Below are 26135 nucleotides of genomic sequence, written 5' to 3' on the forward strand. Positions count from 1 at the left end.
TGAAAGTTACGGATTACAAGGGTTTCAAAGAACGTATATTAATTTTTAGTGGACACTAGTGTGTTTAACTATTAATGAAATAAACTATGAAACGTAAAGCACAAGCCGTATGGAACGGTAGCATCAAAGAAGGAAAAGGACATCTAACCACCGGTAGTACTGTCCTGGACAAAACCCGGTATTCATTTAACAGCCGTTTTGCCGAAGGTAAAGGCACCAATCCCGAAGAACTTCTGGCCGCAGCCCATGCCGGATGTTTCACCATGAAACTGAGCCTGGACCTCACCGAAGCGGGATATGAAGTGGAAGAACTGAGCACTTCCTCTACCGTGACCCTGGACAACGGAAAAATCACAAAATCCTTACTTCAACTTCAGGCCAAAGTTCTGGGAATTGGCAACGATACTTTTCAGGACATCGCCAAAAAAGCCGAAGAAACCTGCCCCGTAGGTCAGGCCTTTAATTTTGAGATTGAATTACAAGCGCAACTAATTTCTTAATCACTAAAAACAAAAATCATGAAAACGTTCATTAAAACCAAACAAAGCCTTATCTTACTTACCTTAACCTTAACAACATCAGCCATGGCACAGGAAAAACGTCCTTATGAAGGACAAAAAGACCCCGAGATTTTCACTGAAGTACGTTCTTTTCTGGACGCATTAAACTCCGGCGACGGCAAACCATTGGAAACCCTCAGTCCGGAAGATGCACGGGAGGTACTGATCGGTGCACAAAAATCCGTATCCGTAGATTATTCCGGCATAGAAGAATCCGAACGCGTCATTTCCCAAAACGGGCATGAAGTAAACATTCACATTACCAAACCCAAAGGGGTTAAGAAAAATGCACCGGTGTTTATTTTTATCCACGGTGGCGGATGGGTGCTGGGAGATTATCCCACACACCGCCGGTTAGTTCGCGACCTGGTGGTAAACAGCGGTGCCGTCGCAGTCTTCCCTGACTATACACCTTCTCCGGAAGCACAATACCCCACAGCTATTAACGAGATTTACGCTGCAACCCAATGGGTAGCCGAAAACGGTAAAGAAATAGGCGTGGATGGTGAAAACCTGGCCCTAGCGGGGAACAGCGTTGGTGGAAATATGGCTGCCGTTACTGCCCTGATGGCTAAAAATAATAACGGACCGAAAATCAAGTTGCAGGTACTCCTGTGGCCGGTGACCGATGCCAATTTTGAAACCGCGTCTTACAACCTCTATGCCGAAGGAAGGTTCCTTACAAAAAATATGATGAAATGGTTCTGGGACAATTACCTGCCCGACACCAAAAAACGCAAAGATATCTACGCATCTCCTTTGCAGGCTGGTCTCAGCGAACTGAAAGGATTACCTCCTGCACTGGTACAAACTGCCGAGAACGATGTACTGAGAGACGAAGGTGAGGCTTATGCCAGGAAACTCAACGAAGCCGGTGTTCCCGTAACCTTAACGAGATATAACGGACTTATACACGACTATGGCCTGCTCAACCCTATTGCGGATGTTCCTGCGGTACAGACTGCAATACTCCAGGCTGCTGCCGTAATCAAAGCTTCATTGCAATAGATTTATCATTCCCCTCCCCGCTCGGGGAGATCATAAAAGGCTGCTCCGAAAGGGCGGTCTTTTATTTTTGGATGGTTCCGCCGGGGTCCGGTAAAGAACACCATTTTTTTAAGGCTCCAATATTCGGCTTCGGGAGCAATAATTCCCCTCTCATCATTTTATACGCTGCTCCACAGCTTTCTCCATATAATTTTGTCCGAAAAATAAACGTAACGAGCAATGAAAAAAATCGGTTTTATACTTCTCATTTTACTGGCATGCTTTACGGTCGCCCAGTTTTTCGGGCCTGATCCGGAAAATATTTCCGGGGAGAAAAGTCACTCCCGCTCTAAACTACTGACCAATGTACCGGACCACGTAGAAAACATTTTACGAAATTCCTGCTTTGACTGCCACTCCTCTCAACCGGACCTCAGCTGGTTTGACCGGATCACCCCGGCTAATTACCTGGTAGCTTCTCATATACGGGAAGGACGGGAAGCCCTCGACTTTTCGAAATGGGACAGCCTGCCTACCCCACAACAGAACGCTAAGTTATATTATGCACTGAACAAGGTCCTTGCCGGTGAAATGCCGCTTCCCTCCTACACGCTGCTACATCGGGACGCCGAATTGACCACAGAAGAGATACGTACGTTAAAAACCTACATAAATTCACTCACCCCCAGAAAATATGCCGAAAGGGAAACGAAAACAATGGAAAACAAACCCCCGGAAATGCTTCCTCCGGGGAAAAAAGATACGGGTATAGCCCCGTCACCGAATGGTATAAACTATGTTCCGGGGTACAGGGACTGGAAAGTAATCAGTACAACCGATCGTTTTGATAACGGCAGTATGCGCATCATTTACGCTAATGACATAGCTGTAGAAGCCATTCGTTCCGGGCATACCAACCCCTGGCCCGACGGGAGCATTTTTGCCAAAACCGCCTGGAAACAACAACCGGTAAAAGACGGTGTTGTACGCACCGGGGACTTCATCCAGGTCGAGTTTATGATCAAAGACTCCCGGAAATACAGAGATACGAAAGGCTGGGGCTGGGCAAGATGGCGTGGCGATAACCTGGCTCCTTATGGTGAGAACAAAAATTTCGCAGAGGAATGTATTACCTGCCACAGACCGGTAGAAAACAGCGACTACGTATTTACCACCCCGCTAAACCCGGCAATCTTTACAAAACCCGAATAAATTTTAGAATGATGAAAACATTAAAATTGATATTCCTGCTAAGTATAACCTGGCTGACCGGTTGCAGCTTCTCTCCTTCCAATATCAATACCGACGCCTCTGTAAGCACAGAAGACCGGCTACCGGAAAATCCGCTGGCGGAAAAAGCCATTACCTCATCCATCAACCCGGCTAAAGGTACCATGTCTACTTTATACGGTAACCAAACCGCATATGCTTACGCCGGGGCAAACAGGGATAAACAATACCCGAAAGGCAGTATTCTTTTCGAAGTCACCTGGAAACAGAAAGCGGACTCACTGTGGTTCGGAGCCAATATTCCCCGGGAAATATTCTCCGTAGAAAGGGTCTTTTTCCCCGAAAAAGGAAAGCCTGTCTACGAGTTGTATATTGGTAATCCCCTGAGAAAAAAGGCAGAACCGGTACAATCCGTAAAAAGACTTGCATTTATACTTTCCGAAAACATGGCCCCATCGCCCTAGTAGCGGTATCCGGAAAGTAAGGCAGCGTCGGGAGCATATTTCTGGCCTGTTTATTGGTCTCTGTTTTAGGTTTAAAACCCTGCCTGCCTTCGGCAGGCCTGCAATTTATTGCAGAGACTTTAGTTTCTATAAATTTTTGGCGGTATCCTGTGGTTATTAGGTTACTGAGTGATTCAGTTATTGCGTATTGACTAAATAACCCAGTAACCTAATAACTATGGCAATTTCCCCGCCGGACGGGCAGGATTGCCGCTTCCTAGCCTCCGGACTTGTAGTCCAGGAATAGTTTATTTATATGCCTCGTCTATAAGTTCCTTATTTATAAAGGCGCCTGCCTTTGTCCCGGCTGCCACAGCCACGGAAACCGCCCGCATGGGAGTGGTGTTATCTCCTGCAGCAAAAACACCCTCTATCGTAGTCTTTCCGAAGAAATCCACTTCGATGTGCCCCTGTTCGGTTAATTGGCACCCCAACTGTTCCGGGGCTTTGCAATGCTGTTCGTAATCCGCATGGTGATATAAGGCGTCCAGCACAAAATCAGTCCCGTCCGCAAAATCAATATGTTTTAACATACCTGTGTCATGCGTCAACCCGGAGATTTTCTTTTCCACGACCTCGACGTGCAGTTTTTTCAACAGTTCTCTTTGTTCCTGTGTCAACCCGGCCTCACCATTGGTAAACAAGGTAAGGTCATCCGTCCAGTGCCGGATCATCTTACTAAAATCAAAAGCCTTTTCTCCATGAGCCAGTATTCCCGTTCTGGCATTCCGTACTTCATAACCGTGACAATAAGGGCAATGGATCACAGTAATGCCCCAACATTCCTTAAACCCAGGAATGGGAGGCATAATATCGCGGACACCGGTGCTAAAAAGTACTTTTTGGGCAGTGCGGAACTCCCCGTTGTCCAGTTTCACTGTAAATCCGGTGCCCTCCTTTTCTACCTGTGTTACCAGCCCCTTCTCATAAATAACCGTATCGTATTGCAGAACCTGTTCTTTGGCCTTTTCCGCAATAACCGCAGGAGGCGTTCCGTCCAGGGTTATAAAATTATGTGAATAAGGCGTCTGCCTGTTACAGGGTTTACCGCTGTCTATAATAAGGGTTTTACGCAGTGATCTTCCCAGGGCCATCGCTGCCGACAGACCGGCATAACTTCCCCCTATAACAATAACTTCAAACTGATTCCTGTTTTTCATAAATTAATTTTTTACTGGAAATGGTATTGCCATTCATCCACCTCATTTTTTATTACAAAGATAAACGTTTTTTATTAAATGCAACATAATTGCATTTAATAAAAAGGGAGAATAAGTGCCCTCGGATTGTCTGTTGAAAACATGGGATATACGGCTGTTATTCCGCGATTTAATAAAGAAAAGGGTAAAACAGATAAAGGTATAAAAACTTAAATAATAGAACATTAACTAAGTGTTAATAACCTTTTCAAATCTTTTTTGTACTTTAAGAAAAACCAAACTGATCTTGACTTAATTTAGTTTTCTCATAGAAAAAGATAAAGGAATTCTCCTTTGTTTTTCCAGGAATCTGATTTCAAACTTATTACTTAAATCTAAGAAATACTAAACACGAGTATTATGGGAATTTTTGACAGAAGAGTGAACTATAAACCGTTTGAATACCCCGATGTGTTAAAATTTACCGAGGCTATTAACAAGTCTTTCTGGGTACACAGTGAAGTAGATTTTACTGCGGACACGCAGGACTTTCATTCGTACCTGAACCAGGCGGAAAGAACCGCAATAAAAAACAGTTTACTGGCCATTGCCCAGATAGAAGTTGCCGTAAAAACGTTTTGGGGAAATATCTACCTGCACTTCCCGAAACCCGAGTTCAACGGACTGGGAAGTACCTTTGCCGAATGCGAATTCCGGCATTCCGAAGCCTATTCCCGCTTGCTGGAAGTACTGGGATATAACAACGAATTCCGGAACCTGCTGGAAGTCCCGGTGATCCGCGACCGTGTGGAATATCTTTCCGGGGCGCTTAAAAATGCCAATTCGCAGGACGATAAACAATATGTAGTATCACTGATCCTGTTTTCTATCCTTATAGAAAACGTATCGCTCTTCAGCCAGTTTGCCATAATCCTCTCCTTTCCCCGTTTTAAGGGACTGATGAAAAACGTCAGCAATATTATTGCCTGGACATCTGTTGACGAGCAGATACATGCTAATGCAGGGATCTATATCGTAAACAAGATCCGGGAAGAATACCCGGATTTCTTTGATGAGGAAACCGTTTCGCATATCAGAGAAACCGTAAAACACTCCCTGGATGTCGAAGGAAAAATACTCGACTGGATCTTTGAGGACGGCGAGTTGGAAACCATCCGTAAAGAAGACCTGATCAACTTTATGAAATTCCGTATCGACGACAGTATGGAAAAGATAGGGTTGGGCAGGATATACGATATCACGGCTGCAGAATATGCTCCCATGCGCTGGTTCGAAGAAGAAGTTTTTGCAAACAGTCTGGACGACTTCTTTGCCAAGAGACCGGTGGATTATACCAAACATGACAAAAGTATTACCGCAGACGATTTATTCTAAACACTAAACGAATGTACGCATGATCACAAAAGAATTACCGCTGACCAGCGAGAACGATATTACGCTGAGAGAAAAGCTTTGGTGGAAAAACGAAGAAAGTGAACAAATACTCAACCGGGGATATTTACTGAAAGGAGAAACGGTTGAAGGCGCTATTGACCGGATCACCACTGCCGCGGCCAAAAGACTGTACAAACCGGAATTAAAGGAATCTTTCCAGGAAATGATAGAACGCGGCTGGATGAGCCTCAGCTCTCCCATATGGGCCAACATGGGTACGGAAAGAGGATTGCCCATTTCATGTTTTAACGTACATATACCCGACCATATAGAAGGAATAACCCATAAACTCGGCGAGGTTATCATGCAAACCAAGATCGGGGGAGGTACTTCCGGTTATTTCGGTTCGCTCCGTGCCCGGGGAAGTGCGGTTACCGACAACGGAAAAAGCAGTGGTGCCGTTAGCTTTATGAAGCTGTTCGATACCGCGATGGATACCATCTCCCAGGGAGGTGTACGCCGCGGTGCCTTTGCCACTTACCTGGATATAGATCATCCGGATGTAGAAGAATTCCTGAAGATCAAAGATATAGGGAATCCCATTCAGAACCTGTTCTTCGGTGTTTGTGTGCCCGATTACTGGATGCAGGAAATGATAGACGGAGATATGGACAAGCGGAAAGTCTGGGCTAAAGTACTGGAGAGCAGGCAGCAAAAAGGTTTGCCGTATATCTTTTTCAGCGATAACGTAAACCGTAACAAGCCACAGGTATACAAAGACCACGATATGCGGATCAACGCCAGCAACCTCTGCTCGGAGATCATGCTGCCTTCCTCCCAGGACGAATCCTTTATCTGCTGCCTGTCTTCCATGAACCTGGAACTATATGACGAGTGGAAAAATACCGAAGCGGTAAAACTGGCCATATTCTTCCTCGATGCCGTCCTTCAGGAATTCATAGTAAAGACGGAAGGAAATTATTACCTGGCTTCGGCAAACCGTTTTGCAAAACGTCACAGGGCCCTTGGGCTCGGAGTACTCGGCTGGCATTCCTACCTGCAAAAAAGTATGATCCCGTTTGAAGGCATGGAAGCTAAAATGAAGACCACCGAGATCTTTAAACATATCAGGGACAAAGCGGACAAGGCCACCGAAGAATTGGCGAGGATATACGGCGAACCCGAAGTACTGAAAGGATACGGACGAAGGAATACCACAACCCTGGCCATTGCGCCTACAACCTCTTCTTCCGCCATTCTCGGGCAGATCTCTCCCGGAATAGAACCTTTTAGCAGTAACTATTATAAAGCGGGACTTTCCAAAGGAAATTTTATCCGTAAAAACAAGTACCTGAAAAAACTGTTGCAGGAAAAAGGTCTCGACAACGAGGATACCTGGAGGAACATTATGCTCGACAGCGGAAGCGTTCAGAAACTGGAAGGCCTGGACGAAAGGGAAAAAGCAGTCTTTAAGACATTTAAGGAAATCAGCCAGCTGGAGATCATCCAACAGGCATCTATCCGGCAAAAATATGTAGACCAGTCCCAGAGCCTGAACATAAATATCCCTTCTGCCGTGCCTATCAAGGAAGTTAACAAACTCCTTATCGAAGCGTGGAAACTGGGAGTGAAAACACTGTATTACCAAAGAAGTCAGAGTGTTTCCAAAGAAATGGTAAACAACCTGGTGAATTGCAGTAGCTGCGAATCCTGACGGTTTTCCCCGATATCATAAAACAGCGCATCCGAATATTTTCTGCAAATATTCGGATGCGCTGTTTTAAAGGAAGCTGTTCGTCAGCACTTTACATCCCGGTCATGAAAAAAGAAGAAAAAATTATTTCGAAACCAACATTTTTTTTAACTTGCAACATGTTCAAACATATGAACTTTTAATTAAAATATTTTCCAACATAATATTACTTTAAAATGACCATCCCCGGCCCTGCCCCCTCACCCCAAGTATCTCCATTAAAAAAAATGATTCTTCCTTTTTTTATTCTGAACTCCTTATTGTTGTTTGCGCAGCAAAATGTGGTATGGGAAATAGGGCAACCGGACAATTCCGCCCGGGGTCTTGCGCTGTATCCGGACCAGTATCAGAAATTTGTGGAGAAGGATTTCGGCTTTGAAGACCGTTTTTTTGTCATTGGTCACCACAAACCGGAAGAAGACTGGCCGTTTGTGATCCCCGGACCGGAAAACTCCTGGGGAGGCACGAGTAACACCGCGGGGATACGCTCTCATGTACTCAATGCCGAATTCGGGCTGCAGAAACCAAAACCCGGTACAGCCTATACTTTACATATAGATCTGCTGGATACGGATACACTACGGGCTCCCGCACTACGAATTACTATTAACGGTCATCCGCGGTCATTTATCCTGAAAAGAGGAACGGGAATGGCCCTGACAAGTGGAAAAGCATCTCCTTCCCGGGAACAATCCCTTGATATCGATATTCCCGAAGATATGCTCCGGGAGGGAAATAATGAAATATCCTTCTCCGTGGTCGAAGGTGGATGGATCGCTTTTGACCAGGTGAAACTCATGGCAACAAAGCCCGTGGAATTACAAAAGTCCGGCTCCTTAATAATCAAAAGTGTAAAACCCGCCGCTTATGAACGTTTGAAAAACAGTAAGTCGTATCAACCATTACTGGTCCGCCTCCTCCGCCTGGAAGGAGAACCGGAACTGGAGTTTAAACTGGATGGAAAACCTGTTTTTTCCAAGACGATCACCAAAGACACTTACGAACTGGAAATTCCCATGCCTTCCGTGAAAAATACGGTACAAAGCGATTTCGAAATATGGTCAGGGAACCTGCTGTTGCAAAAAGGTATTGTTAACCGTAGTCCACAGAAACAGGCCACTCCGGCCGATGCCGTCAATACACTTTTAGGTACGGGGCACTCCCGTTGGATGATCGCTCCCGGCCCTTGGATGCCATTCGGAATGGTAAAGCTAAGCCCGGATAATCAGAATTCCGGTTGGCAGGCAGGATACAATCCCACTTTCGAGTCCATCGGCACATTCAGTCATATCCATGAATGGACCATGGCAGGGCTGGGAACCTTCCCTACTACCGGAACATTACAGACCACCGTCGGGGATGAAAGCAACCCGGAAAGCGGTTACCGCTCCAGGTTTGACCTTACCAGTGAGGAAGCCCCCCTCGGGTACTACAAAGTACATCTCACGGATACCGATATTACAGCAGCCATAACAGCAACCACCAGGGGCAGTTTTCAGCAATACACCTATAACAACAGCCCGGAAGGCAGGATTATGATAGACCTTACCATTCCAGCCGAATACGGTTATGAAGTAGTTAAGGCCGAAATCAAAAAAGTGGATGATTTCAAACTGGAAGGCTACAGCCACCAGGTCTCCCGTGACGTCTGGTCCGGCGGTGTAAACCAGGAATATATCGTTCATTTTGTTATGGAGTTCGACCGGCCGATAGCCAATTACGGTTCCTGGATTAACGATACTACAGCGAAGGATACGGACCTGAAAACGGAAAATCCGCAACAGGCCGGGATGTATGTCGAATTCGATACCCGGACAAAGAAGCAGGTGCAGTTACGAACCGGTATTTCCTATGTAAGTACAGACAATGCAGCCCTGAACCTCCGGACCGAAATAACCACTCCTTTTGACTGGGATTTTAATGCGGTGGTAGAAGCCAACCGGGCCGCATGGAACGAATTGCTGTCGCGAATACAAATTCAAAGTGATGACAAAAGGGAATACGAAAGGTTTTATACCAATATGTACCGAAGCCTCGCCGGAAGGAATATTTACAGTGATGTGGACGGTCGCTGGCGAAATGCCGACGAGGAGATCATACAATTTGACGATCCCGGCCAACTTGCCCTGGGATGTGATGCTTTCTGGAATACCTTCTGGAACCTGAACCAGTTCTGGAACCTGGTTACCCCGGAATGGTCCTCGCAATGGGTAAAATCGCAACTGGCCATGTATGACAACAATGGCTGGCTAGCCAAAGGCCCCGCCGGGATGGAATATATTCCCGTAATGGTGGCGGAACACGAAATACCCCTGATCGTAGGCGCCTATCAAATGGGAATCCGTGACTTTGACGCGGACAAAGCGTTGGAAGCCATGCAAAAAATGCAAACCTCAATGCCTTCGGGAGTAGGCGGCGGATATGCCGGTAACCGGGACCTGAAAACCTATCTGGAACATCATTATGTGCCTTATGACCAGGGGCGTTTTTCCAATTCCCTGGAATACAGTTTTGATGACTGGACGGTAGGTCAGTTCGCCAAAGCCCTCGGAAAAAAGGATATATACCACACATTTAACGAGCGTGGTACATGGTGGCAAAACGTCATTGATCCGGAAACCGGTTTTGCAAGGCTGAAAGATGCGAAAGGGAACTGGATGCAGGGCTTTGACCCCTTCAAAAGCGGTGCCAACAAACATTATGTTGAAGGCAACGCCTGGCAGCTTACCTTCTTTGTTCCCCAGGATATTCCCGGGCTTATCGGTAAGATAGGAAAAGATAAATTCCTGGAACGGCTGGAATGGGGTTTTGAGGAAAGTGATAAATGGAGGTTTAACGGTCCGAATGACCAGTACTGGGATTATCCCGTAGTGCAGGGCAACCAGCAATCCATGCACTTTGCTTTTCTGTTTAACCAGGCCGGAAAACCGTGGCTCACCCAGAAATGGAGCAGGCGTATCCTGGAGCGTTATTACGGATATGGCAAGGAAAATGCTTATTTGGGAGACGAAGATCAGGGCCAGATGAGCGCCTGGTTCGTTATGAATGCCATAGGGCTTTTTCAGACGGATGGCGGAAGCAGGGTCGACCCTGTTTACGAACTGGGAAGTCCCCTGTTTTCCGAAATCACCATCGATCTCGGTGAACGCTACGGCCGTGGAAAGACATTTGTCATCAGGGCGCAAAATACCAGTCACAAGAACAAATATATTCAGAAAGCTACACTTAACGGTAAGCCCCTGAACCAGCACTGGTTCCCTGCAAAAGAACTTTTGAAGGGCGGAGAACTTCTCCTGGAAATGGGCCCCGAGCCCAATAGAACATGGGAAACAGAATAATCTCTGCGGAATAAACCATAAAAGCTATTTGATCGCTTTCCACCATTCCCGGAATTCCTGGCTGTCGTCATCCAGGTTTACCGCCTCTCCTATCAATGGGGTGACCAGTGGAAAACCATAGGCTTTATTCCCCGCCGAGACCTCGTTTAAGGGTTCGTCCCAACGATGCATTCCCAGGGCGAATTTGGAGGAATGCACGGGCATCAGCCTTTTCGCATTCAGGTCTTTTGCTGCCTTGAGGGTTTCCCCGGGAAGGCAGTGAATGGCATGCCAGGCCTCATTGTACTGTCCGTTTTCCAATATAGCAAGGTCTATGGTACCAAACCGCTCTCCTATTTCGGCAAAATGTCCATCATAACCACTGTCTCCTCCCAGGAATATTTTTCTTTTCGGCGTTTCGAGCAGGTAGGAAAGCCATAACGTATTATTTCTTTTAAAAGTACGTCCCGAAAAATGCCTTGCAGTAAGTGTATGAAGTTTAGCTCCGGATGAAAGTTCCACCGTTTCGTCCCAATCCTTTTCCTCCAGCATTTCAGCCGTATAGCCCCAATGTTCCAGGTGAGAACCTGCTCCGAGTCCGCAGACCACTTTTTTCACCCTGTCTTTCAAAGCACTCACCGTTTCGTAATCGAGATGATCGTAGTGATCGTGCGTTATTAAGAGATAGTCTATTTCCGGGAGGTCGGAAACCATATAAACATCAGTCCCCTTAAAGGCCTTGGTCGATCCCGGTACGGGAGAGGCATTCCCGCTGAATACCGGGTCTACCAGTATCTTCAATCCGTCCACCTGCATAAAATATGACGAATGTCCGAACCATACCAGCACATTGTCCTCAGCCGGTAATGCTTTCAGGTCAGTCCGCACGGAAGGTATACGGACATCCGGCACCAGGCCCGGTTTTTTCCTGAACAGAAAATCGAACAGTACGCCTGCAAACGAGTATCCCTCGGTCAGTGAAGGGGTAAACGTACGGTTTACAAAAGCCCCGTCCTTATAATTCGGGGATTGTTTTATTCGCTCCAGTCTTTCCCCCGAAGGGGCCTTGCCGAATTTCGGGTGCTGTATGTATATAAAAACCGAGACCAGGAACAGGATAACAACAGAAATGAGTATGAGCATAATACGTCTTAAAAGTCTGAATAATCGTTTCACTTTTTCTTAGCCGTATTTTTCTCAGGCTTTTCGGTATCGTCTTCCCCGTAAACAATTTTTATTTTCTGTTTCAGTCTTTTTATGGTTTCGCGGATAGTTCCGTTCCAGCCGGAATCAAATGTATACAGTTTCAATTGTTTTGCCAGCTGCAATGCATTCTCCAGGTCTGTTCTCATTTCATAAAGCAATACCTCCCTCCATTTGATATCTATCTTTCGGATACCTTTTACGGTAAGGGCAAATGCGATAAGCTTTTCAGCTTCCTCGAAGTCTTCATTGAACAAGAGGGTCTCGATGTAATACGGATAAATCTCAATAGCATTGACATTTATGCTCAATGCTTTCTGAAAACAGGCTTTGGCCTCCTCGTACTGCTGCAATTGTTCGGCATACATACGACCATACAGGCACAATACCATAGTATTGTTTTCATCGTAAGACAACGCAAAGTCCAGGGACTCCAGGGTGTCTTCCAGGTTGTACGGATAATTATCCATGGCCTGGAGCAGATATTTATGAATCGATGTCATTTCTCAGTTTATTTTTTAATTGTTGTCTTTGCTTTTTATAACTCTTATTGGTCTTCTGTTCTTTAAAATCGGAACCGGTAAACACCCGGACAGGAGAACCTCTTTCTACCCGCAGCCCGTTGTCTCTTAATTGCGTAAACTGTTTCCGGTACTGTTTCCGTTTTTCTTCTTCCAGTTTGCGGAACAAACGCATACGGGCAAGCTCCTTATTGCGGTGTTGCGAACGGGAGTCCATGGCCTGAACACTTATTCCTGTTGGAATATGTGTAGCCCTTACGGCAGAACTCACCTTGTTTACATGTTGTCCTCCGGCACCCGAACTCCTGCATGCCTGGTATTTTATATCCTTTTCGGATACTTCTTCGGCATCTGTTTTTTCGATTTCAAAGATACCAATATACCAGTTTTTTCGCTTATGGTGCTTCCGGTACTGACTTTTCCCCGTCCACTGCACCGTACCGACCCAGTTTTTGCAAAAATGCCGTACATCTTTCCCTTCCAGAAGAAGGAGTACTGAGGCTACAGTACCGTTCTCTTCCCCGTTTTCTTTTTCGATAACGGTTGCTTCTATCCCCTCATTTCGCGCTTCGTCCAGGAATTTTTTCAGCACCTGGGCCACCACCTTCGTACATTCCGCCGGTCCGTTACCGGCGGTGATCTGTATCATTGTTTCCATTACTTATCCATTCTTACGATCCGGGGCCTGAAACTTCCCAATACCTCTACAAGTTCTTCCTGAAGCCGCATTACAGTATTGATGTCCTTATAAGCCATAGGGGCTTCGTCCACACTTGCACCAATAAGGGTAACATCGTTTTCCTTCAGGGCCTTTTTCATTTCATTCCGGGTAAACATGCTTTTACACCTGGAACGCGAAAAAAGCCTTCCTGCACCATGTGAAGCCGAATTCAGGCTATCCGCATTTCCACGCCCTATAACAATATATCCGGGAGCAGTCATGGAACCAGGAATAATTCCCAATTGTCCTTCAGACGCAGGAGTGGCACCTTTGCGATGAACAATACATTCCTTTCCATTCACTTTTTCCTTCCAGGCAAAATTGTGATGGTTTTCTATGGTAACGGCAATTCGTTTCCCCAAAGCCCTGGAAAGCCGGAGGTGTATATTATCGTGACATGCTTTTGCATAATCACCCGCAAGGTTCATCGCGGCCCAGTATTCCTGTCCGTCATGCGTATCCATATCCAGCCAGGCCAGGTGTTGTACGTTTTTGGGTAACGGACATTGCTTGGTTGCCAGATAGGTATAGTGTTTTGCTATGGATGCTCCCAGTCCCCTGGAGCCGCTGTGCGATAACAAGGCCAGGTATTCTCCGGGCGGCAGTTTACAACCTGGTATTTCCCTCTTTATTTCCGCTATACCAAACTCTACAAAATGGTTTCCCCCTCCCGAAGTACCGAGTTGCTTATAGGCCTTATCCAAAAGTTTCTTCACCAGCGGTATCTCTACAAATTCCGGACGTGAAAAGATCTCATGGTCCATTTTTTTGTCATGGGTCTCCTTCATTCCGAATTTGGTATGGTCTTTCAGTACGCCCTGTAAACGTTCTTTTTTTCCCTGTATGTAACCTGCGGGTATATCAAACACAGACAAACTCATTCTACAACCTATATCTACACCAACACCATATGGTATCACCGCGTTGTCTGTTGCGAGCACTCCACCTATAGGCAATCCGTAACCGGAATGCGCATCGGGCATCAGGGCTCCCTGTACGGTAACAGGCAGCTTCAGAGCGTTGTACAACTGTTGCTTTGCTTGTTCGTCTATCTCATTTTCCCCGAATATGGAAAACGGGGCTCTTTGATTTATCAGTTCATGCATACGCACTTCTACAGGAGCTATCAGCCCTTCGGCCAGTTTCCCCCAGGTACCGTGATTTTTGTACTTTTCAGGATTAAGAAGCACTTGCCCGGCTTCCTTAAGAATCGTTGATTTTTTTTCTTTCTTCCTGTATCTGTGAATTTGCCCTAAGGCAATATTGATTGTATTATTTTTCGGGAACCCTAATTTAATCAGATCTTTCCCGGATAATTTACTTCCCATGTCTCTTTTTTAAATATTCGATAACAAACCGGTTTTTTCCATAAACCGGCATCTTGTTTTGCCCGGGGGGCAAACTATAGTTCTCAAATCGTCGGGAATCTTGGAAGTTGCGGTAAAATACCGGGAACAAAAAAACCCGAGGATTTCTCTTCGGGTTTTTCATATATCTGCTGTATTTCTATATCGGATTAAGACAGATAAAAACCACGAAGAAACACATCCGTGTGTACGGAAGGTTTTGCTGTGAAGTACTTTCGGATCATGAGCATTTTCTTCGTTTTTTATCAGGTTAATAATTCATTTGCGGGCACAAAATTGCATCATTTATTTGAATTATGCAATACCCAGGCAGAAACAGGCTTGAAAATCATGGTTTTCGGGTAGACGGACAGTGTATTATTCCGTATAAAGATAAAATAACGGCACCACCTGTTTAAATCCAATCAGTTCGCATTATAATGCAATACTACCAGTACCGGATAATGGTCGGAAGGCAACCTTGTCTGTGTTGCGTACAGGGATATTTCCTTCGGATAATTGCCGGTATTGACCAGTTCCTGTAACTCCTTTTCATCTGTTTTATAAGAATCGGTCAGCACACCGTGTTTATCCACCAGGAAATCATCGGTTATAAAGATATGATCTATCCTGCTATCGGAACGTGAATCCGGTTTAAAACCGTTGTAAGTACCCTGCGCACCGTAGTGTAAAGCCGCTTTTTCAAAGGCATCGGTCAATTTATCCGACTCGTTCAGTACCTTGTAGCTTTCACTGTTTTGGTCTACATTAAAATCGCCTGTAAGGATGGCAGGAACGGTATCGTCAAATTCTTTCATCTTTCGCATGATAAGTTTTGCGCTTTCTTTCCGTGCTTCTGTCCCTACGTGGTCAAAATGCACATTAAAAAAATAGAATTCAAAACCGGTTTCCTTTACCTTGAATTTCCCCCACGAGCATATACGCGGCAATACGGCATCCCAGCCCTTATTTGGTCTGGTGGTATCTTCGGAAAGCCAGAAATTGCCTTTGTCTTCCAGTTCAAACTTTTCCGTGTTGTAAAATATGGCAGAATGTTCACCGGCTTCTTTTCCGTCATCACGCCCCACCCCGATAAAATCATATCCCGGCAGGTCCTCTTTTAACTGTTCCAGCTGATGCCGCAGGCCTTCCTGCGTTCCGAAAATATCAAAATCGTGAAATTTTATTAAGTTGGTTACGGTTTCTTCCCTGTATTTCCAGTTGTTCAGAGAATCACCCGGGTTATCGTACCTGAGATTATAACTGGCTACTCTTAAACTCTGGGCGGATAATCCCAGACCGGTTAGTAAGAACATAGTAAAAATCAAGTTTTTTCTAAATCCAATCATTTTATACTAAATTTTGTTTTCCCACAAAGATAGGCCTCTGCAGTATTAATATCCATTATCTAACTATAATTTAAGATTTCTTAATTCTCAATGAGATTATAACAACTTTGCTTTTCAGGTAACCCGCCCCAAAAATGGGAAACCCGGTCTATCTCATTCGCTTGAGATAGCCGGGATTTCCGCTATTGAAAAAAGTCCGGTTGGTGGTGATCTTTATTCCACTTTATCCGAAACAGGATATATTTTATTCCACAGGAATGACACTATGGAGGAATGTCCACATTTCTTCACTGACCTTTTTCTTTTCTTCTTGGGTAAATTTGCCGTGTTGCCCTCCGGGTATGGTTATAAAACGGGTTTTTACCCTGTTCTCCGTCAGTTTTTTGTACAAAGCGACGGACTGAGCGTATGGCACGATGGGATCGGCATCTCCATGAACAATGAATACGGGCGGGCTGTTCCTGTCTACATAAAACAAAGGAGAAACTGATTTTACGAACTCTTTGTCGTTACGACCTTCTCCCAACCAGTTCCTGGCCGATTTCCACCCGGAAAGCGGCGTAAGGTCCGTGACGCCGTATTTGTCGATGATCGCGGCAACTTTCAGGGATTTATCGTAACTGCAATTCGTATCAAACTTTTTGTCATCTGCCAGCAATCCTGCCATAAGGGCCAGATGACCGCCGGCGGACCCGCCCATCAATACGATGTTGTCCGTGTCGATATTTATTTCTTCCGCATGTTTGTGCAGATATACCAGGGCACAGCGAATATCTTCTATGGCGCCGGGAGCAGTGGCTACGTCTACAAGACGATACTCCACATTGGCAACAGCATAACCATTCTTGAAAAACGAGCCGTAACCGCGTTGGGATTCCTTAACCCCGTGATTCCATCCGCCCCCGTGAATATTGACCACCAGCGGAACAGGGGTCTTAACATCGGTAGGGTAATAAATATCCATTCTGCCTTCCCAGCCGTCAACAACGGTATATACTACATCTATTTTTGCGGTGTAATTTTCCGGGTAATCTACCGGCAGATACTCCGCGTTCTGCCCGGACACATTATAAATCACGGATAGAATGATTGCTAAACAAACAACTAATTTTCTCATTTTCTGCTATTATTGATTTTTATCAGGGATGTGTGACCTCCAGATCGTAATATTTAACTTTTGCAAAACCGGATGTATCGGTAGTTACCAGGTAATTTCCGGCTTTGAAATAGTTTTCGAAAGGCCATTTTTCCATACTTATATCGTCAAAAACATAGGTTTCGTCATCTACGGTTACCGACAGTTCTCCGTATGAAGCTTCTATTTCCACGGTAAAAGTATCGTTCCCCACTTCTCCGAAATCGTGCTTAACGTCTGTCCAGGTCTGGCTGCTGTCGTCATACAGATCAATGCCGGAAGTGGATTCGTCCACCAGGGTTTTCTTATAGGCGAACAGGTGCCCGTCTATCCAGGTCATTTTGAGTAAAGGTGGTGCGTGATTACTGCTGAAACCATAAGTGGCCATATCTTCCTGTGAAATGATACCGTGGATCTGCATGACGATAACCCGGTGATAATCGTACTTGGCATTCACGGTATCGGGAGAGATACTGTCTATTTTCAAAGTTCCCCTCATAGTCCCTCCTTCCGTCAGCGACCAGTTGTTATAATTATTTCCCGGGGTCATCTGTTCCCTCAGTTCGGTACGAGGATAGCTGCTGTTTGGCGTTGTGGCCCCCGCCGGATAGGTATAAAATACAATAGAAGTATCCGTAGTATCATCATACATAAAGGGCGCTAATTCCGCAATATCCTGGTAACCGTAGTCTATCAGGTCGGACGGTTGGTATTCATCGGGTTTGCCATTATTATCGAGGTCAACGGGTAAGGTTATTTTCCAGTGGCTGAAATCAATATCAGCATACAGGGCAGTATCTGTTTCTTCCGGAATATAAAGAATGTTCTCTCCGGCAAGTCCTTCCTCTATATCCCCGGAGCATGCCAGGCATAATGAAGCGGCCATCACCAGGGTTCCTTTTAGCAGGACAGCCGTCTTTAACGTAGGTGTTTTAGTTCTCATAAATCTGCTTTTTAAAGTATTGGATTGGTTTATTGGTTATTTTAAGGTTGATACATATTTCTTTAGTCCATGACAAAATTCAATTCCGCAAGATTTCCCTCAATTTTTGACCCCGCCCCTAAAGGGAGAAATCGAGGGAAATCGGGTTCCCTTTAGGGCTAGGGTAAAACTGATTTTCCGACAAATAGTGCCAAAATCTAATTTTGTCATGGACTAATATATATTTCTCATTTTTCAAATCTTCACATTCAGCATTTCTTGACATCTTTTGCGGATCACTTCCGACTTCAACACAACAGCTCCGTTACCGGAAAAAAGGGAAGATCCCACACCGACACAAAAAGCGCCTGCATCCCTGTATTTTTGGTAGGTTCCGGGATCTGCATCTATTCCGCCACTGGGCATGATCTTCAGTTCCGGGCATGGGGCCAGCACGGCTTTGATAAAATCCGGGCCTCCCAGCGCGCGCACCGGAAAAGCTTTTACTATATCCGCCCCGTACCTGTGCGCATTATACATTTCGGTGAGCGTTCCGCATCCGGGGATCCAGGCTACTTCCTGTTGTATGCAATACGCCCCTACTTCCGTATCCACAACAGGGGCTACCACAAAACCAGCCCCGGCGGCAATAAACTTTTCCGCAGTTTCCCTGTCTTTTATCGTTCCTATCCCCAGGACCAGTCCGGGGCACTCCTCCCCGGTCCATGCTACCAACTCCGTAAACACAGCAAGGGCTCGTTCCCCCCTGTTGGTAAACTCTACTGCCCGGACACCCCCGTCATAACAGGCTTTGATCCATTGTTTACAAATCCGGATATTTTCCTCGTAAAAGAGTGGTACCAAAGGGTATGCTCCGAATGTCTGTAATACCGTCTCCTTTTTAAATTTTGTTTTTGTCATCGTATGATCCTTCCGTTAAACCCGGAGCGGATTACACCTGTTATATCATCTGCCGAAAGCAGACAGGCATCCCCGGGAATAGTATGTTTTAATGCGGATGTAGCATTGGCAAATTGCAATGCTTCGTCCCAATTATAGTGCAGCATGCCATAAATAAGCCCGGCTGCAAAGGCATCCCCCGTCCCTATCCGGTCGACCACCGGGGTAATTTCAATGGGATCGGATACATACAACCTTTTTCCATCCCAGCACCTGGAAGCTATTTCATGACGTGACGCGTTGACAGAACTCCTGGTCTTTTGAACCACATTTCGTATCACAGGGCATTCCGCCATCAAAAATTTTGCAGCATCTTCGAATTCCTCTTCTTCGAAATACGTACCGAACAGCATGTTAATCTCTTCGGGGCCACCCATAAAAACCGTAGACAGGGGAACCATTTCCCGTAAAGTCGCGGACGGATCGGCATCGTACTGCCATAAATTACCCCGGTAAACCGGGTCGGTACTTACGGTTATTCCTTTGTTATGCGCTACCTGCAAAGCATCTTTCAAAGCGCGGAAAGCACCGGAAGATATGGCAGGAGTGATCCCCGTCCAGTGAAACCAGGAAGCATCGTCCAAAATCTTTTCCCAATCGAATTCATCCGGGTCCGTTTCGGCAAAAGAGGAATGACTACGGTTATATACGATCCTTCCCGGCCGGTGTACCACACCCTGTTCCAGGAAATATATGCCCAGGGGAGCATTGTTGCAGGCTACAAAGGAAGTATCTACCCCATACCTGTTCAGATGTCCTTTGGCCGAAGCTCCCGTAAAGTCATCGGGAAGGGTCGTTACGTGTGAAGTTTCACACCCCATGCGGGCAAGGGCAACAGCAACATTGGCCTCTGTACCCCCATAGAAAATATCGGCTTGCTGCGCCTGTACAAAACAGTTGTAATCCTGTGGCGACAGGCGCATCAATATCTCCCCGAAGGTTACGATCTTATGTTTTTTCTCCGGTTTCATATCATCCCTAGCTAAAGGCAAGTCCTCCGTTTATATCTATATTATTCCCGGTCAGGAACGAAGATTCTTCAGACGCCAGGTAGGTAACCAGGTCGGCTACTTCCTCTGCTCTTCCTTCTCTCCGCAATGGTGTTCCCCCGGCAACTTTGGTCCTTACCTCAACATTGGTGAAATCATCGTGAAATTTGGTGGCGATCATTCCGGGGCACAAGGCATTTACCCGGATTCCCTCCGGCCCGAACTCTTTGGCCAGGGCACGGGTATAGGTCATTACCGCTCCTTTGGAAGTAGCATACATACTGGCGCCGGGCCCACCCCCGTCCCTGGCCGCCTGTGAAGAAAAGTTCACGATAGATGCCCCGGTCTCCATCAAGGGTTTGAATGCCTTGGTAACCAGGAATACGGTCTTCAGGTTGACATTCATCAATAAATCATAAAAAGCTTCGTCCATCTCCTCAATGGTCTTACGGGCAAAGAGTCCGCCTGCAACATTGACGAGAATATCCACCTTATTGCCAAAAGCTTCTTTGGTTTTGGCTACCATTTGGTCTATATCCTGCTGTTTGGTCATATCCCCGTATACGGCAATGGCCTCTCCGCCAACTTTCCGGACTTCTTCCAGCGTGGCCTCAGCATGCGATTCACTCTCAAAATAATTCACCACTACTTTAGCCCCTTCTTTGGCCAGTTTTACCGAGACTGCTCTTCCTATGTCCCGCGCTCCTCCGGTGACTACCGCAACTTTTCCTTTTAATTTCATTTCGAATTTTGATTTTTTTAATTATTTAATGATGCTTACTGGTTTGATCTTTTTGCAAAAAATGTGTACTGCCAGGATTCCGAGAGGAACAAAAACGGCTATAATTACAAAGGCCGGGATGTAAGATTCCCTTGTAATTGCCGGGATCAGAAAATTCATGACGATTACGGACAGCACACCGGACATCCCCCCGAAACCCGCCAGCGTGCCGACGGATTTTCCATCGAACAGGTCACTGGGCAGGGTTTGTATGTTACTGATTCCGAACTGGAACCCGAACAATACAAAAGCTACTATGATGACGAACTTCATCGGAGTATCGGCCAGAAAAATAGTGGCCAGTAACCCGAGAAACATAATGATCCCGGCAATGTTTATCGTCCGTTTCCTGCCTATATCCACCGATTTTTTCCGGGTCATCAGCCTGCCTGCATACCATCCCCCGGCGATACTTCCTAAAGCTGCGCCTACGTATGGCACCCAGGCAAACAATCCGATCTGTTTGACGTCGAAACCGTAGGTATTTTGCAGGTATATAGGCATCCACCCTACGAACAGCCACCAGATGGGCTCCAGAAAAAAACGCGACACCACCACGCTCCAGGATTCCTTATGGGACAGAATTTCTTTGAGGGACAAAGGCCTGGAAGCCTGTTTATCGGAATCCTCCATGTTTCTACCCTCTGTGATATAGGCGCGTTCTTCTTCGGTTATCCACGGGTGTTTTTCCGGGAGTTTTTTATTGACGATCAGCCAGGGAATTATCCATAACAGTCCCATTGCTCCGATCAGGATAAAAGTAACTTTCCATCCGTACCCTACATAAAGCAGGGCAATAAGCGGTGGCGCCACGACTGATCCGAGAGAAGCTCCGGCATTGAAAATTCCCTGGGCAACGGCACGTTCCTTCACCGGGAACCATTCCGCATTGCTCTTCACAGCCCCGGGCCAGTTTCCCGCTTCGGAAATACCCAGCATCATCCGGACAAAACCGAGGGAATAAATTCCTCTTACCGCGAAGTGGAACACAGAAGATAACGACCATACGGCTATGACAATAACATAACTCATACGGGTACCCAGCTTGTCAAACATCTTTCCCGATACGGATTGTCCTATGGCGTAAGCTATCATAAAAAGGTTGAGTATGAGTGCGTAGTCCGCATCATCCATCCCCAGGTCTTTTCCCATAGCAGGCCACATAATGGACAGGGCGGAACGGTCTATATAATTGATAATGGTTGCCAGGCCGATAAGGGCAATGATCCACCATCGTAGTCCTTTGATCTTCAAAATCTATTTCTTTAAAAAGTTAATATCGAGGAAGTCCTCCCGTACGGGACTGAATACATCGATAAGCATACCGGCTTCCAGGCATACGGCACCGTGCAATACATTCGGCGGAATATAAAAGCCATCCCCTTCGGACAATACCCTTTCTTCCCCGTCAATGGTCACCCGGAACTTTCCGGAAGCCACATAGGTGGTCTGGGCATGAAAATGCTGATGCTCATAGCCTACGGCACCGGTTTCGAATTTTACTTTTACCATCATTATCTGCGTATCGTATCCGACGAACTGGCGGGAGACCCCCTGGTCTACATTTTCCCATTCTTTACCGTCGGTCTGGAAAAAAACATCACTGATGATCTTTTGGTTTTTCATGAAGCTTGTTTTTATTTGGTTATGGTATATGCGCCTTTCCAGCGTATGATTTTATTGTCGATTGTCAATTGATGTTCCGAATTATCTTCTGTTTTTTCGTGGCATAGGACCAGGGTATATTCCTCTTGTTTCTTAAACCGGAATGTTACGGCCAGGTATTTTTTGTCCTTGTATGCCAGTTCCAGTTTTTCAATACCCGAATCGGGATTCTGTACGGTCTCCAGTTGCGGATCAAAATTTCCGTGAGGTTCTATGATGCTTACAAACACATGTTCCCCCGCACCAGGCTGACGTACGAGATAACCTTTTTCACTTCTCAGGTTGAAATCGGGGTCGTTGGCACCCGTCTGCGTGAAAAACACCTCTGTATCGGTATCCGTAAGGGTCGTGATGGAATAGAACTTTTTGTCCTTGAGCCAGGTAAATACGGCCCGGCCACTTCCTGGTTTTCCCTGTGCTGTTTTGTACAGGTGCTGATAACCGTTTTTAGTTCCCAAAGCGGTAAGGCTATTATCCCTGGTATAGTCAAAGCTTGTACGCATTAACTGCCCGGAGTACTGAAAATTGAGATCGTACTGATGCGGGGTATCCGATACGGCCTGAAAAACATCTATGATAAAAGGGTGCTCCGGTGCTTCGTTTGTAGTAAGCATGGCAATAGTACGTACCAGTTTTATATCCTTATAGGCATGATCTTCTCTTGCGGAAACAATATGTATATCCTTTTGAAAATCGTAAAACAACAATTCCGGAACGTTCTTCGAACCTTCGCTTACTTTTGCCTGGTAATGCGATGTTTCGTCAGCTATGAGCGTATTGTGCGCAATGCTTTGTTTGGCGTAGGTTTTATTCTCTTTGAGATACCTGCCGCCATCTTTGGCTTCCACATTCAGAAACCTGGCCGCACCGTAATCCTGTAAGACCTCATTCGGCCCGTCGTAGAGCAGCAGCCCCAACCTGTCGAAATGACCGTGCCCCATACCCTGCGAAGCGAACTTAAAAACGGCGTCCAGTTGTGTGCCGGATGTATTAGGCATACGAAGCAGGGCTACACCTCCTTCATCTCCTTCCGGGCCGTCCTTTATAAGCCGGGAGAATCTCTCATACGGGATATTCTCCGCCCCGGAAGCAGCCTTTGCGGTGATAAACCCCGCATCGGAGAGACTTACTTTTCCATACTGAAGGATTACAGGCAGCAGGCTTTTATCCCTGTATCTTTCATAGGCTATATTGGTAGCGAAAACAAGTTCTTCGCTGAAATAGGTCTTATCCTTTATGGCGTCGTTGATAGGATAAAATTCATTCTTCTGATTGGTCAGTTGTAACAATGTAGCCACCGCTTTATGCAATACGCCGTCCCTGTATCCGAATATTTTCAGTTCGGGCTGATTCTTTTCTATGGCTTCGGCAAAGACCATAAACGGCAGTATGGCATAACGCTGGTAATACGGCCCTTCGGAATAGTACCCGTCGGGAGAGAATAATTCGTCCAGTTGCTTCAGGAAACCTGTTTTACCGTCTTTGTTACTCCCTTTTACTGCTCTTTCAGTCATATCCCTGTCTCCCAGCACATATCCTGTCATTCCTACCGATGCTACCGCCCAGGTGCCGTGGTTGTGTATTTTATTAAAAGTGTCATAAGAATCCACACTGATAAAGTGCGCTATATTCCGGAAAAGTTCCTTTTCTATTATTTCCCGGTCTTTTGTCTTTATTTCGGTCTTTACAAGATCGTAGGCCTGGATGCTGTAAAACAACCATACCGCTTCGTTGAGTCCCTGCCAGAACAATTTCCCTGCCGGGTGGTTTTCCTTCCGTTTGGGATGTAATGGCAATCCGGGATAGAGTTCGGCATACCGCAACAGCATATTTTTGACGAACTCCGCATATTCCGGCTTTTTGGTTATAGCAAAAACCAGGGCGGCATTGTAGATGTCCGCGTAATTCTTTTTATGCTTTTCATGGGTATACCCACCTCCGGGATCTGCCGGGACAGGGACCTCAACCGGATGCCGGAGCGCCGCATCCGCTTTTTGTTCCGCATACCGGAATGATCTTTCCAGCAGGGGATTGTTATCTGTTTCCCTGCCGATCGCCCCCGCAGTGTCCCCGGACAATAGAAGCCGGGGATTGTTTTTGCTGGCAGACTGTGCACTGAGGACAAGGGCGAAGAACATCATCCCCAATAATCCTATACATTGAATAACTGTATTTTTCAAATCGCGATTTTTATTTGGTTTTGCATCATTATCCTGCGGGTTTGAACAGGTCGGTCACATCTTCCGCCCCGAATTCCGTGAGTACCTGGTCGGTTACTATAATCCAGTCGAGATTGACAATTACCGGGAAGGTAGTCGCTCCGGAACCGGTGTTCAGGCGGAATTCGAAAGCTGAACCTACGGAAGTCAGGTCCGGGATAAAGTCCTTAAGCCTGACGGCAAACAGCTTCCATGTTCCGTCCGTATTGGTATTATCGCCGGAAAGCTCCCTCCGGTTGGCATTGGAGGTCCCGCCGATATAGAGTTTCAGTATGGGCGATGTTCCTTCGGTATTTATCCAGAAGTGCAATACGGGATTATCTCCGAAGTTCCCGGAATCCAGTATATTCTGCCAGGTATCGTTTGCCGTTTCGTTGTGCAGTCGCATCCTGGCAATGGTACTTCCGGTACCGGTATTCATCTGAAGATTATAGTAGGATTCCCCGGGGAAAGGCGGTTGTTCTACATTTCCGTTAAGCTGTTGAACAGCCAGGGGGTCCTTGCTCAGGTCAATGACGAAAACACTTTCAGGATCAGAATCGAATTCTATATAGTTTTCGTACTGCCCGTTGATATATGGCACTGCTTCACGTACCACCTGTTTGTCCGTACCGTAGTTAACTTCTATATCCCTGTACCCGGTCTGGACGCCTTCCGGTACATTAAAACTCAGTGCAGTGGGGGAAGAAGTATTTATTACGGCTTCTTCGCCGCCTATGTTAACCGAAGTGACCAGGTTCAGATCTTCCCCGGTGATAAAGACTTCATTGTCCCGGCTCATCAGTTGTGGCCAGTTGTTGATTACCGGGGTGGGGATTGTAATTTTAAAATCATTGTTCAGGACTGCCGACGTTTCTCCCGAAGAAGTGTTGTAATACATCTTTACCTCTTGTCCTTCTCCTTCGTTATTGGGAATGGAAACCACCAGGGCCTGGGCTTCCTTAAACTGAATAATGGCTTCGGCTCCTCCAAAGGTAACCCTGGTAATCGTCTGAAGATTTGTCCCTTCAACGACAATATTTTCATTGACCATTCCTCCTTCCGGAAATTCCGAGGTAACTGCCGGCTGCGGATAGGTTACGGAAAGTTGTTCTGAAGAAGAGGCTTCCTTTTCGGCAGAGGTGGTGATTCGTAGAATACCACTCTTCGCCTCCGGGGCTACTTCTATTTCCAGGGTTTCCCCATTAATTCTCTGGGTGATCTTACATTCGGTATCTCCGATATAAGCCTTATTGGCAAAATTCAGATAGGTCCCTTTAATAATCACTCTGGACTGAATATCCGCGGAAGCGGGACTGAACGAGGCTATGGTAGGTTGCGCGGAAAGTATTTCTTCTACCGTCTGGTCCACCTCCGTATCGGCATCGCATCCGGCAACACAGATCATAACGGCAAGCGCGTAAACTGCTGCGATAAAGGTTGCTGATTTTATTTTCATAA

22 protein-coding genes are annotated in these 26135 nt (G+C 46.1%); 7 read left to right on the forward strand and 15 right to left on the reverse strand.

Going from position 1 to position 26135, the window contains the following annotated elements; translation table 11 throughout:
- Nucleotides 1-86 precede the first annotated feature (86 nt).
- The 4 genes from ED312_RS10860 (at nucleotide 87) to ED312_RS10875 (ending at nucleotide 3241) form a co-directional block, all read left to right on the forward strand.
- A complete protein-coding gene (locus ED312_RS10860; protein WP_123216042.1) occupies nucleotides 87-500 on the forward strand; it encodes an OsmC family peroxiredoxin in 414 nt (137 codons plus the stop codon).
- A gap of 18 nt (nucleotides 501-518) precedes the next feature.
- Nucleotides 519-1568 carry an alpha/beta hydrolase gene (locus ED312_RS10865; protein ID WP_123216043.1) on the forward strand — a complete coding sequence of 350 codons (1050 nt, stop codon included), beginning with the start codon at nucleotides 519-521 and terminating at the stop codon, nucleotides 1566-1568.
- A gap of 219 nt (nucleotides 1569-1787) precedes the next feature.
- On the forward strand, nucleotides 1788-2759 hold the full coding sequence (locus ED312_RS10870; RefSeq protein WP_123216044.1) for a cytochrome P460 family protein: 972 nt from the start codon (nucleotides 1788-1790) through the stop codon (nucleotides 2757-2759).
- Between the two features lie 8 nt (nucleotides 2760-2767).
- Complete coding sequence (locus tag ED312_RS10875) at nucleotides 2768-3241, forward strand: hypothetical protein (protein WP_123216045.1); 474 nt, start codon at nucleotides 2768-2770, stop codon at nucleotides 3239-3241.
- Nucleotides 3242-3528: 287 nt separating this feature from the next.
- On the opposite strand, the gene ED312_RS10880 is transcribed toward ED312_RS10875, so the two are convergent.
- On the reverse strand, nucleotides 3529-4440 hold the full coding sequence (locus tag ED312_RS10880) for an NAD(P)/FAD-dependent oxidoreductase (protein WP_123216046.1): 912 nt from the start codon (nucleotides 4438-4440) through the stop codon (nucleotides 3529-3531).
- Between the two features lie 399 nt (nucleotides 4441-4839).
- Here ED312_RS10880 and ED312_RS10890 point away from each other — a divergent pair, with 399 nt between their 5' ends.
- The 3 genes from ED312_RS10890 to ED312_RS10900 all read left to right on the forward strand — a co-directional run bounded on the left by ED312_RS10890 (nucleotide 4840) and on the right by ED312_RS10900 (nucleotide 10905).
- A complete protein-coding gene (locus ED312_RS10890; RefSeq protein ID WP_123216048.1) occupies nucleotides 4840-5814 on the forward strand; it encodes a ribonucleotide-diphosphate reductase subunit beta in 975 nt (324 codons plus the stop codon).
- 19 nt (nucleotides 5815-5833) lie between these two features.
- On the forward strand, nucleotides 5834-7528 hold the full coding sequence (locus ED312_RS10895; protein ID WP_123216049.1) for a ribonucleoside-diphosphate reductase subunit alpha: 1695 nt from the start codon (nucleotides 5834-5836) through the stop codon (nucleotides 7526-7528).
- A 266-nt stretch (nucleotides 7529-7794) separates the two neighbouring features.
- Nucleotides 7795-10905: a GH92 family glycosyl hydrolase gene (locus ED312_RS10900; RefSeq protein WP_123216068.1), complete on the forward strand. Its 3111-nt coding sequence runs from the start codon at nucleotides 7795-7797 to the stop codon at nucleotides 10903-10905.
- Between the two features lie 24 nt (nucleotides 10906-10929).
- Here the strand turns inward: ED312_RS10900 and ED312_RS10905 are convergent, their stop codons facing one another.
- From ED312_RS10905 to ED312_RS10970, 14 genes are all read right to left on the reverse strand, one after another.
- A complete protein-coding gene (locus ED312_RS10905) occupies nucleotides 10930-12060 on the reverse strand; it encodes an MBL fold metallo-hydrolase (protein WP_123216050.1) in 1131 nt (376 codons plus the stop codon).
- Nucleotides 12057-12590 (reverse strand): tetratricopeptide repeat protein, encoded by a 534-nt coding sequence (locus ED312_RS10910; RefSeq protein WP_123216051.1) that lies wholly within the window; start codon nucleotides 12588-12590, stop codon nucleotides 12057-12059. Before ED312_RS10910 ends, ED312_RS10905 begins: the two co-directional genes overlap by 4 nt.
- Entirely contained in the window at nucleotides 12574-13266 is a 693-nt protein-coding gene (prfH, locus tag ED312_RS10915) for a peptide chain release factor H (protein ID WP_123216052.1), read from the reverse strand. Before prfH ends, ED312_RS10910 begins: the two co-directional genes overlap by 17 nt.
- Complete coding sequence (locus ED312_RS10920) at nucleotides 13266-14657, reverse strand: RtcB family protein (protein ID WP_123216053.1); 1392 nt, start codon at nucleotides 14655-14657, stop codon at nucleotides 13266-13268. The genes prfH and ED312_RS10920 overlap by 1 nt, the downstream gene beginning before the upstream one ends.
- 443 nt (nucleotides 14658-15100) lie before the next feature.
- Complete coding sequence (locus tag ED312_RS10925) at nucleotides 15101-15991, reverse strand: endonuclease/exonuclease/phosphatase family protein (protein WP_206363248.1); 891 nt, start codon at nucleotides 15989-15991, stop codon at nucleotides 15101-15103.
- A 277-nt stretch (nucleotides 15992-16268) separates the two neighbouring features.
- Nucleotides 16269-17141 (reverse strand): alpha/beta hydrolase, encoded by an 873-nt coding sequence (locus tag ED312_RS10930; protein ID WP_123216055.1) that lies wholly within the window; start codon nucleotides 17139-17141, stop codon nucleotides 16269-16271.
- 22 nt (nucleotides 17142-17163) lie between these two features.
- Nucleotides 17164-18102: a polysaccharide lyase family 7 protein gene (locus tag ED312_RS10935; RefSeq protein WP_123216056.1), complete on the reverse strand. Its 939-nt coding sequence runs from the start codon at nucleotides 18100-18102 to the stop codon at nucleotides 17164-17166.
- A gap of 234 nt (nucleotides 18103-18336) precedes the next feature.
- A complete protein-coding gene (locus ED312_RS10940) occupies nucleotides 18337-19002 on the reverse strand; it encodes a beta/alpha barrel domain-containing protein (protein WP_123216057.1) in 666 nt (221 codons plus the stop codon).
- Complete coding sequence (locus ED312_RS10945; protein ID WP_148044274.1) at nucleotides 18999-20033, reverse strand: sugar kinase; 1035 nt, start codon at nucleotides 20031-20033, stop codon at nucleotides 18999-19001. The genes ED312_RS10940 and ED312_RS10945 overlap by 4 nt, the downstream gene beginning before the upstream one ends.
- Complete coding sequence (locus tag ED312_RS10950) at nucleotides 20020-20772, reverse strand: SDR family NAD(P)-dependent oxidoreductase (protein ID WP_123216059.1); 753 nt, start codon at nucleotides 20770-20772, stop codon at nucleotides 20020-20022. Before ED312_RS10950 ends, ED312_RS10945 begins: the two co-directional genes overlap by 14 nt.
- A gap of 21 nt (nucleotides 20773-20793) precedes the next feature.
- The gene (locus ED312_RS10955; RefSeq protein WP_123216060.1) at nucleotides 20794-22065 is read right to left on the reverse strand and encodes an MFS transporter; all 1272 of its coding nucleotides are present in this window, start codon (nucleotides 22063-22065) and stop codon (nucleotides 20794-20796) included.
- 3 nt (nucleotides 22066-22068) lie between these two features.
- Entirely contained in the window at nucleotides 22069-22437 is a 369-nt protein-coding gene (locus ED312_RS10960) for a cupin domain-containing protein (protein ID WP_123216061.1), read from the reverse strand.
- Between the two features lie 11 nt (nucleotides 22438-22448).
- Nucleotides 22449-24656 (reverse strand): heparinase II/III domain-containing protein, encoded by a 2208-nt coding sequence (locus ED312_RS10965; protein WP_148044275.1) that lies wholly within the window; start codon nucleotides 24654-24656, stop codon nucleotides 22449-22451.
- A gap of 28 nt (nucleotides 24657-24684) precedes the next feature.
- Nucleotides 24685-26133, reverse strand: a complete 1449-nt coding sequence (locus tag ED312_RS10970) for an IPT/TIG domain-containing protein (RefSeq protein ID WP_123216063.1) — start codon at nucleotides 26131-26133, stop codon at nucleotides 24685-24687.
- Nucleotides 26134-26135: the final 2 nt, after the last annotated feature.

This window comes from Sinomicrobium pectinilyticum (genome assembly GCF_003725735.1).
Taxonomy (GTDB): Bacteria; Bacteroidota; Bacteroidia; order Flavobacteriales; family Flavobacteriaceae; genus Sinomicrobium; species Sinomicrobium pectinilyticum.

Excerpts from the sequence above, each read along its gene's own strand:
- ED312_RS10860 (WP_123216042.1), top strand. The coding sequence starts at position 87 with ATGAAACGTAAAGCACAAGCCGTATGGAACGGTAGCATCAAAGAAGGA.
- ED312_RS10865 (WP_123216043.1), top strand. The coding sequence starts at position 519 with ATGAAAACGTTCATTAAAACCAAACAAAGCCTTATCTTACTTACCTTA.
- ED312_RS10870 (WP_123216044.1), top strand. The coding sequence starts at position 1,788 with ATGAAAAAAATCGGTTTTATACTTCTCATTTTACTGGCATGCTTTACG.
- ED312_RS10875 (WP_123216045.1), top strand. The coding sequence starts at position 2,768 with ATGATGAAAACATTAAAATTGATATTCCTGCTAAGTATAACCTGGCTG.
- ED312_RS10880 (WP_123216046.1), bottom strand. The coding sequence starts at position 4,440 with ATGAAAAACAGGAATCAGTTTGAAGTTATTGTTATAGGGGGAAGTTAT.
- ED312_RS10890 (WP_123216048.1), top strand. The coding sequence starts at position 4,840 with ATGGGAATTTTTGACAGAAGAGTGAACTATAAACCGTTTGAATACCCC.
- ED312_RS10895 (WP_123216049.1), top strand. The coding sequence starts at position 5,834 with ATGATCACAAAAGAATTACCGCTGACCAGCGAGAACGATATTACGCTG.
- ED312_RS10900 (WP_123216068.1), top strand. The coding sequence starts at position 7,795 with ATGATTCTTCCTTTTTTTATTCTGAACTCCTTATTGTTGTTTGCGCAG.
- ED312_RS10910 (WP_123216051.1), bottom strand. The coding sequence starts at position 12,590 with ATGACATCGATTCATAAATATCTGCTCCAGGCCATGGATAATTATCCG.
- prfH (WP_123216052.1), bottom strand. The coding sequence starts at position 13,266 with ATGGAAACAATGATACAGATCACCGCCGGTAACGGACCGGCGGAATGT.
- ED312_RS10920 (WP_123216053.1), bottom strand. The coding sequence starts at position 14,657 with ATGGGAAGTAAATTATCCGGGAAAGATCTGATTAAATTAGGGTTCCCG.
- ED312_RS10925 (WP_206363248.1), bottom strand. The coding sequence starts at position 15,991 with ATGTTCTTACTAACCGGTCTGGGATTATCCGCCCAGAGTTTAAGAGTA.
- ED312_RS10930 (WP_123216055.1), bottom strand. The coding sequence starts at position 17,141 with ATGAGAAAATTAGTTGTTTGTTTAGCAATCATTCTATCCGTGATTTAT.
- ED312_RS10935 (WP_123216056.1), bottom strand. The coding sequence starts at position 18,102 with ATGAGAACTAAAACACCTACGTTAAAGACGGCTGTCCTGCTAAAAGGA.
- ED312_RS10940 (WP_123216057.1), bottom strand. The coding sequence starts at position 19,002 with ATGACAAAAACAAAATTTAAAAAGGAGACGGTATTACAGACATTCGGA.
- ED312_RS10950 (WP_123216059.1), bottom strand. The coding sequence starts at position 20,772 with ATGAAATTAAAAGGAAAAGTTGCGGTAGTCACCGGAGGAGCGCGGGAC.
- ED312_RS10960 (WP_123216061.1), bottom strand. The coding sequence starts at position 22,437 with ATGAAAAACCAAAAGATCATCAGTGATGTTTTTTTCCAGACCGACGGT.
- ED312_RS10970 (WP_123216063.1), bottom strand. The coding sequence starts at position 26,133 with ATGAAAATAAAATCAGCAACCTTTATCGCAGCAGTTTACGCGCTTGCC.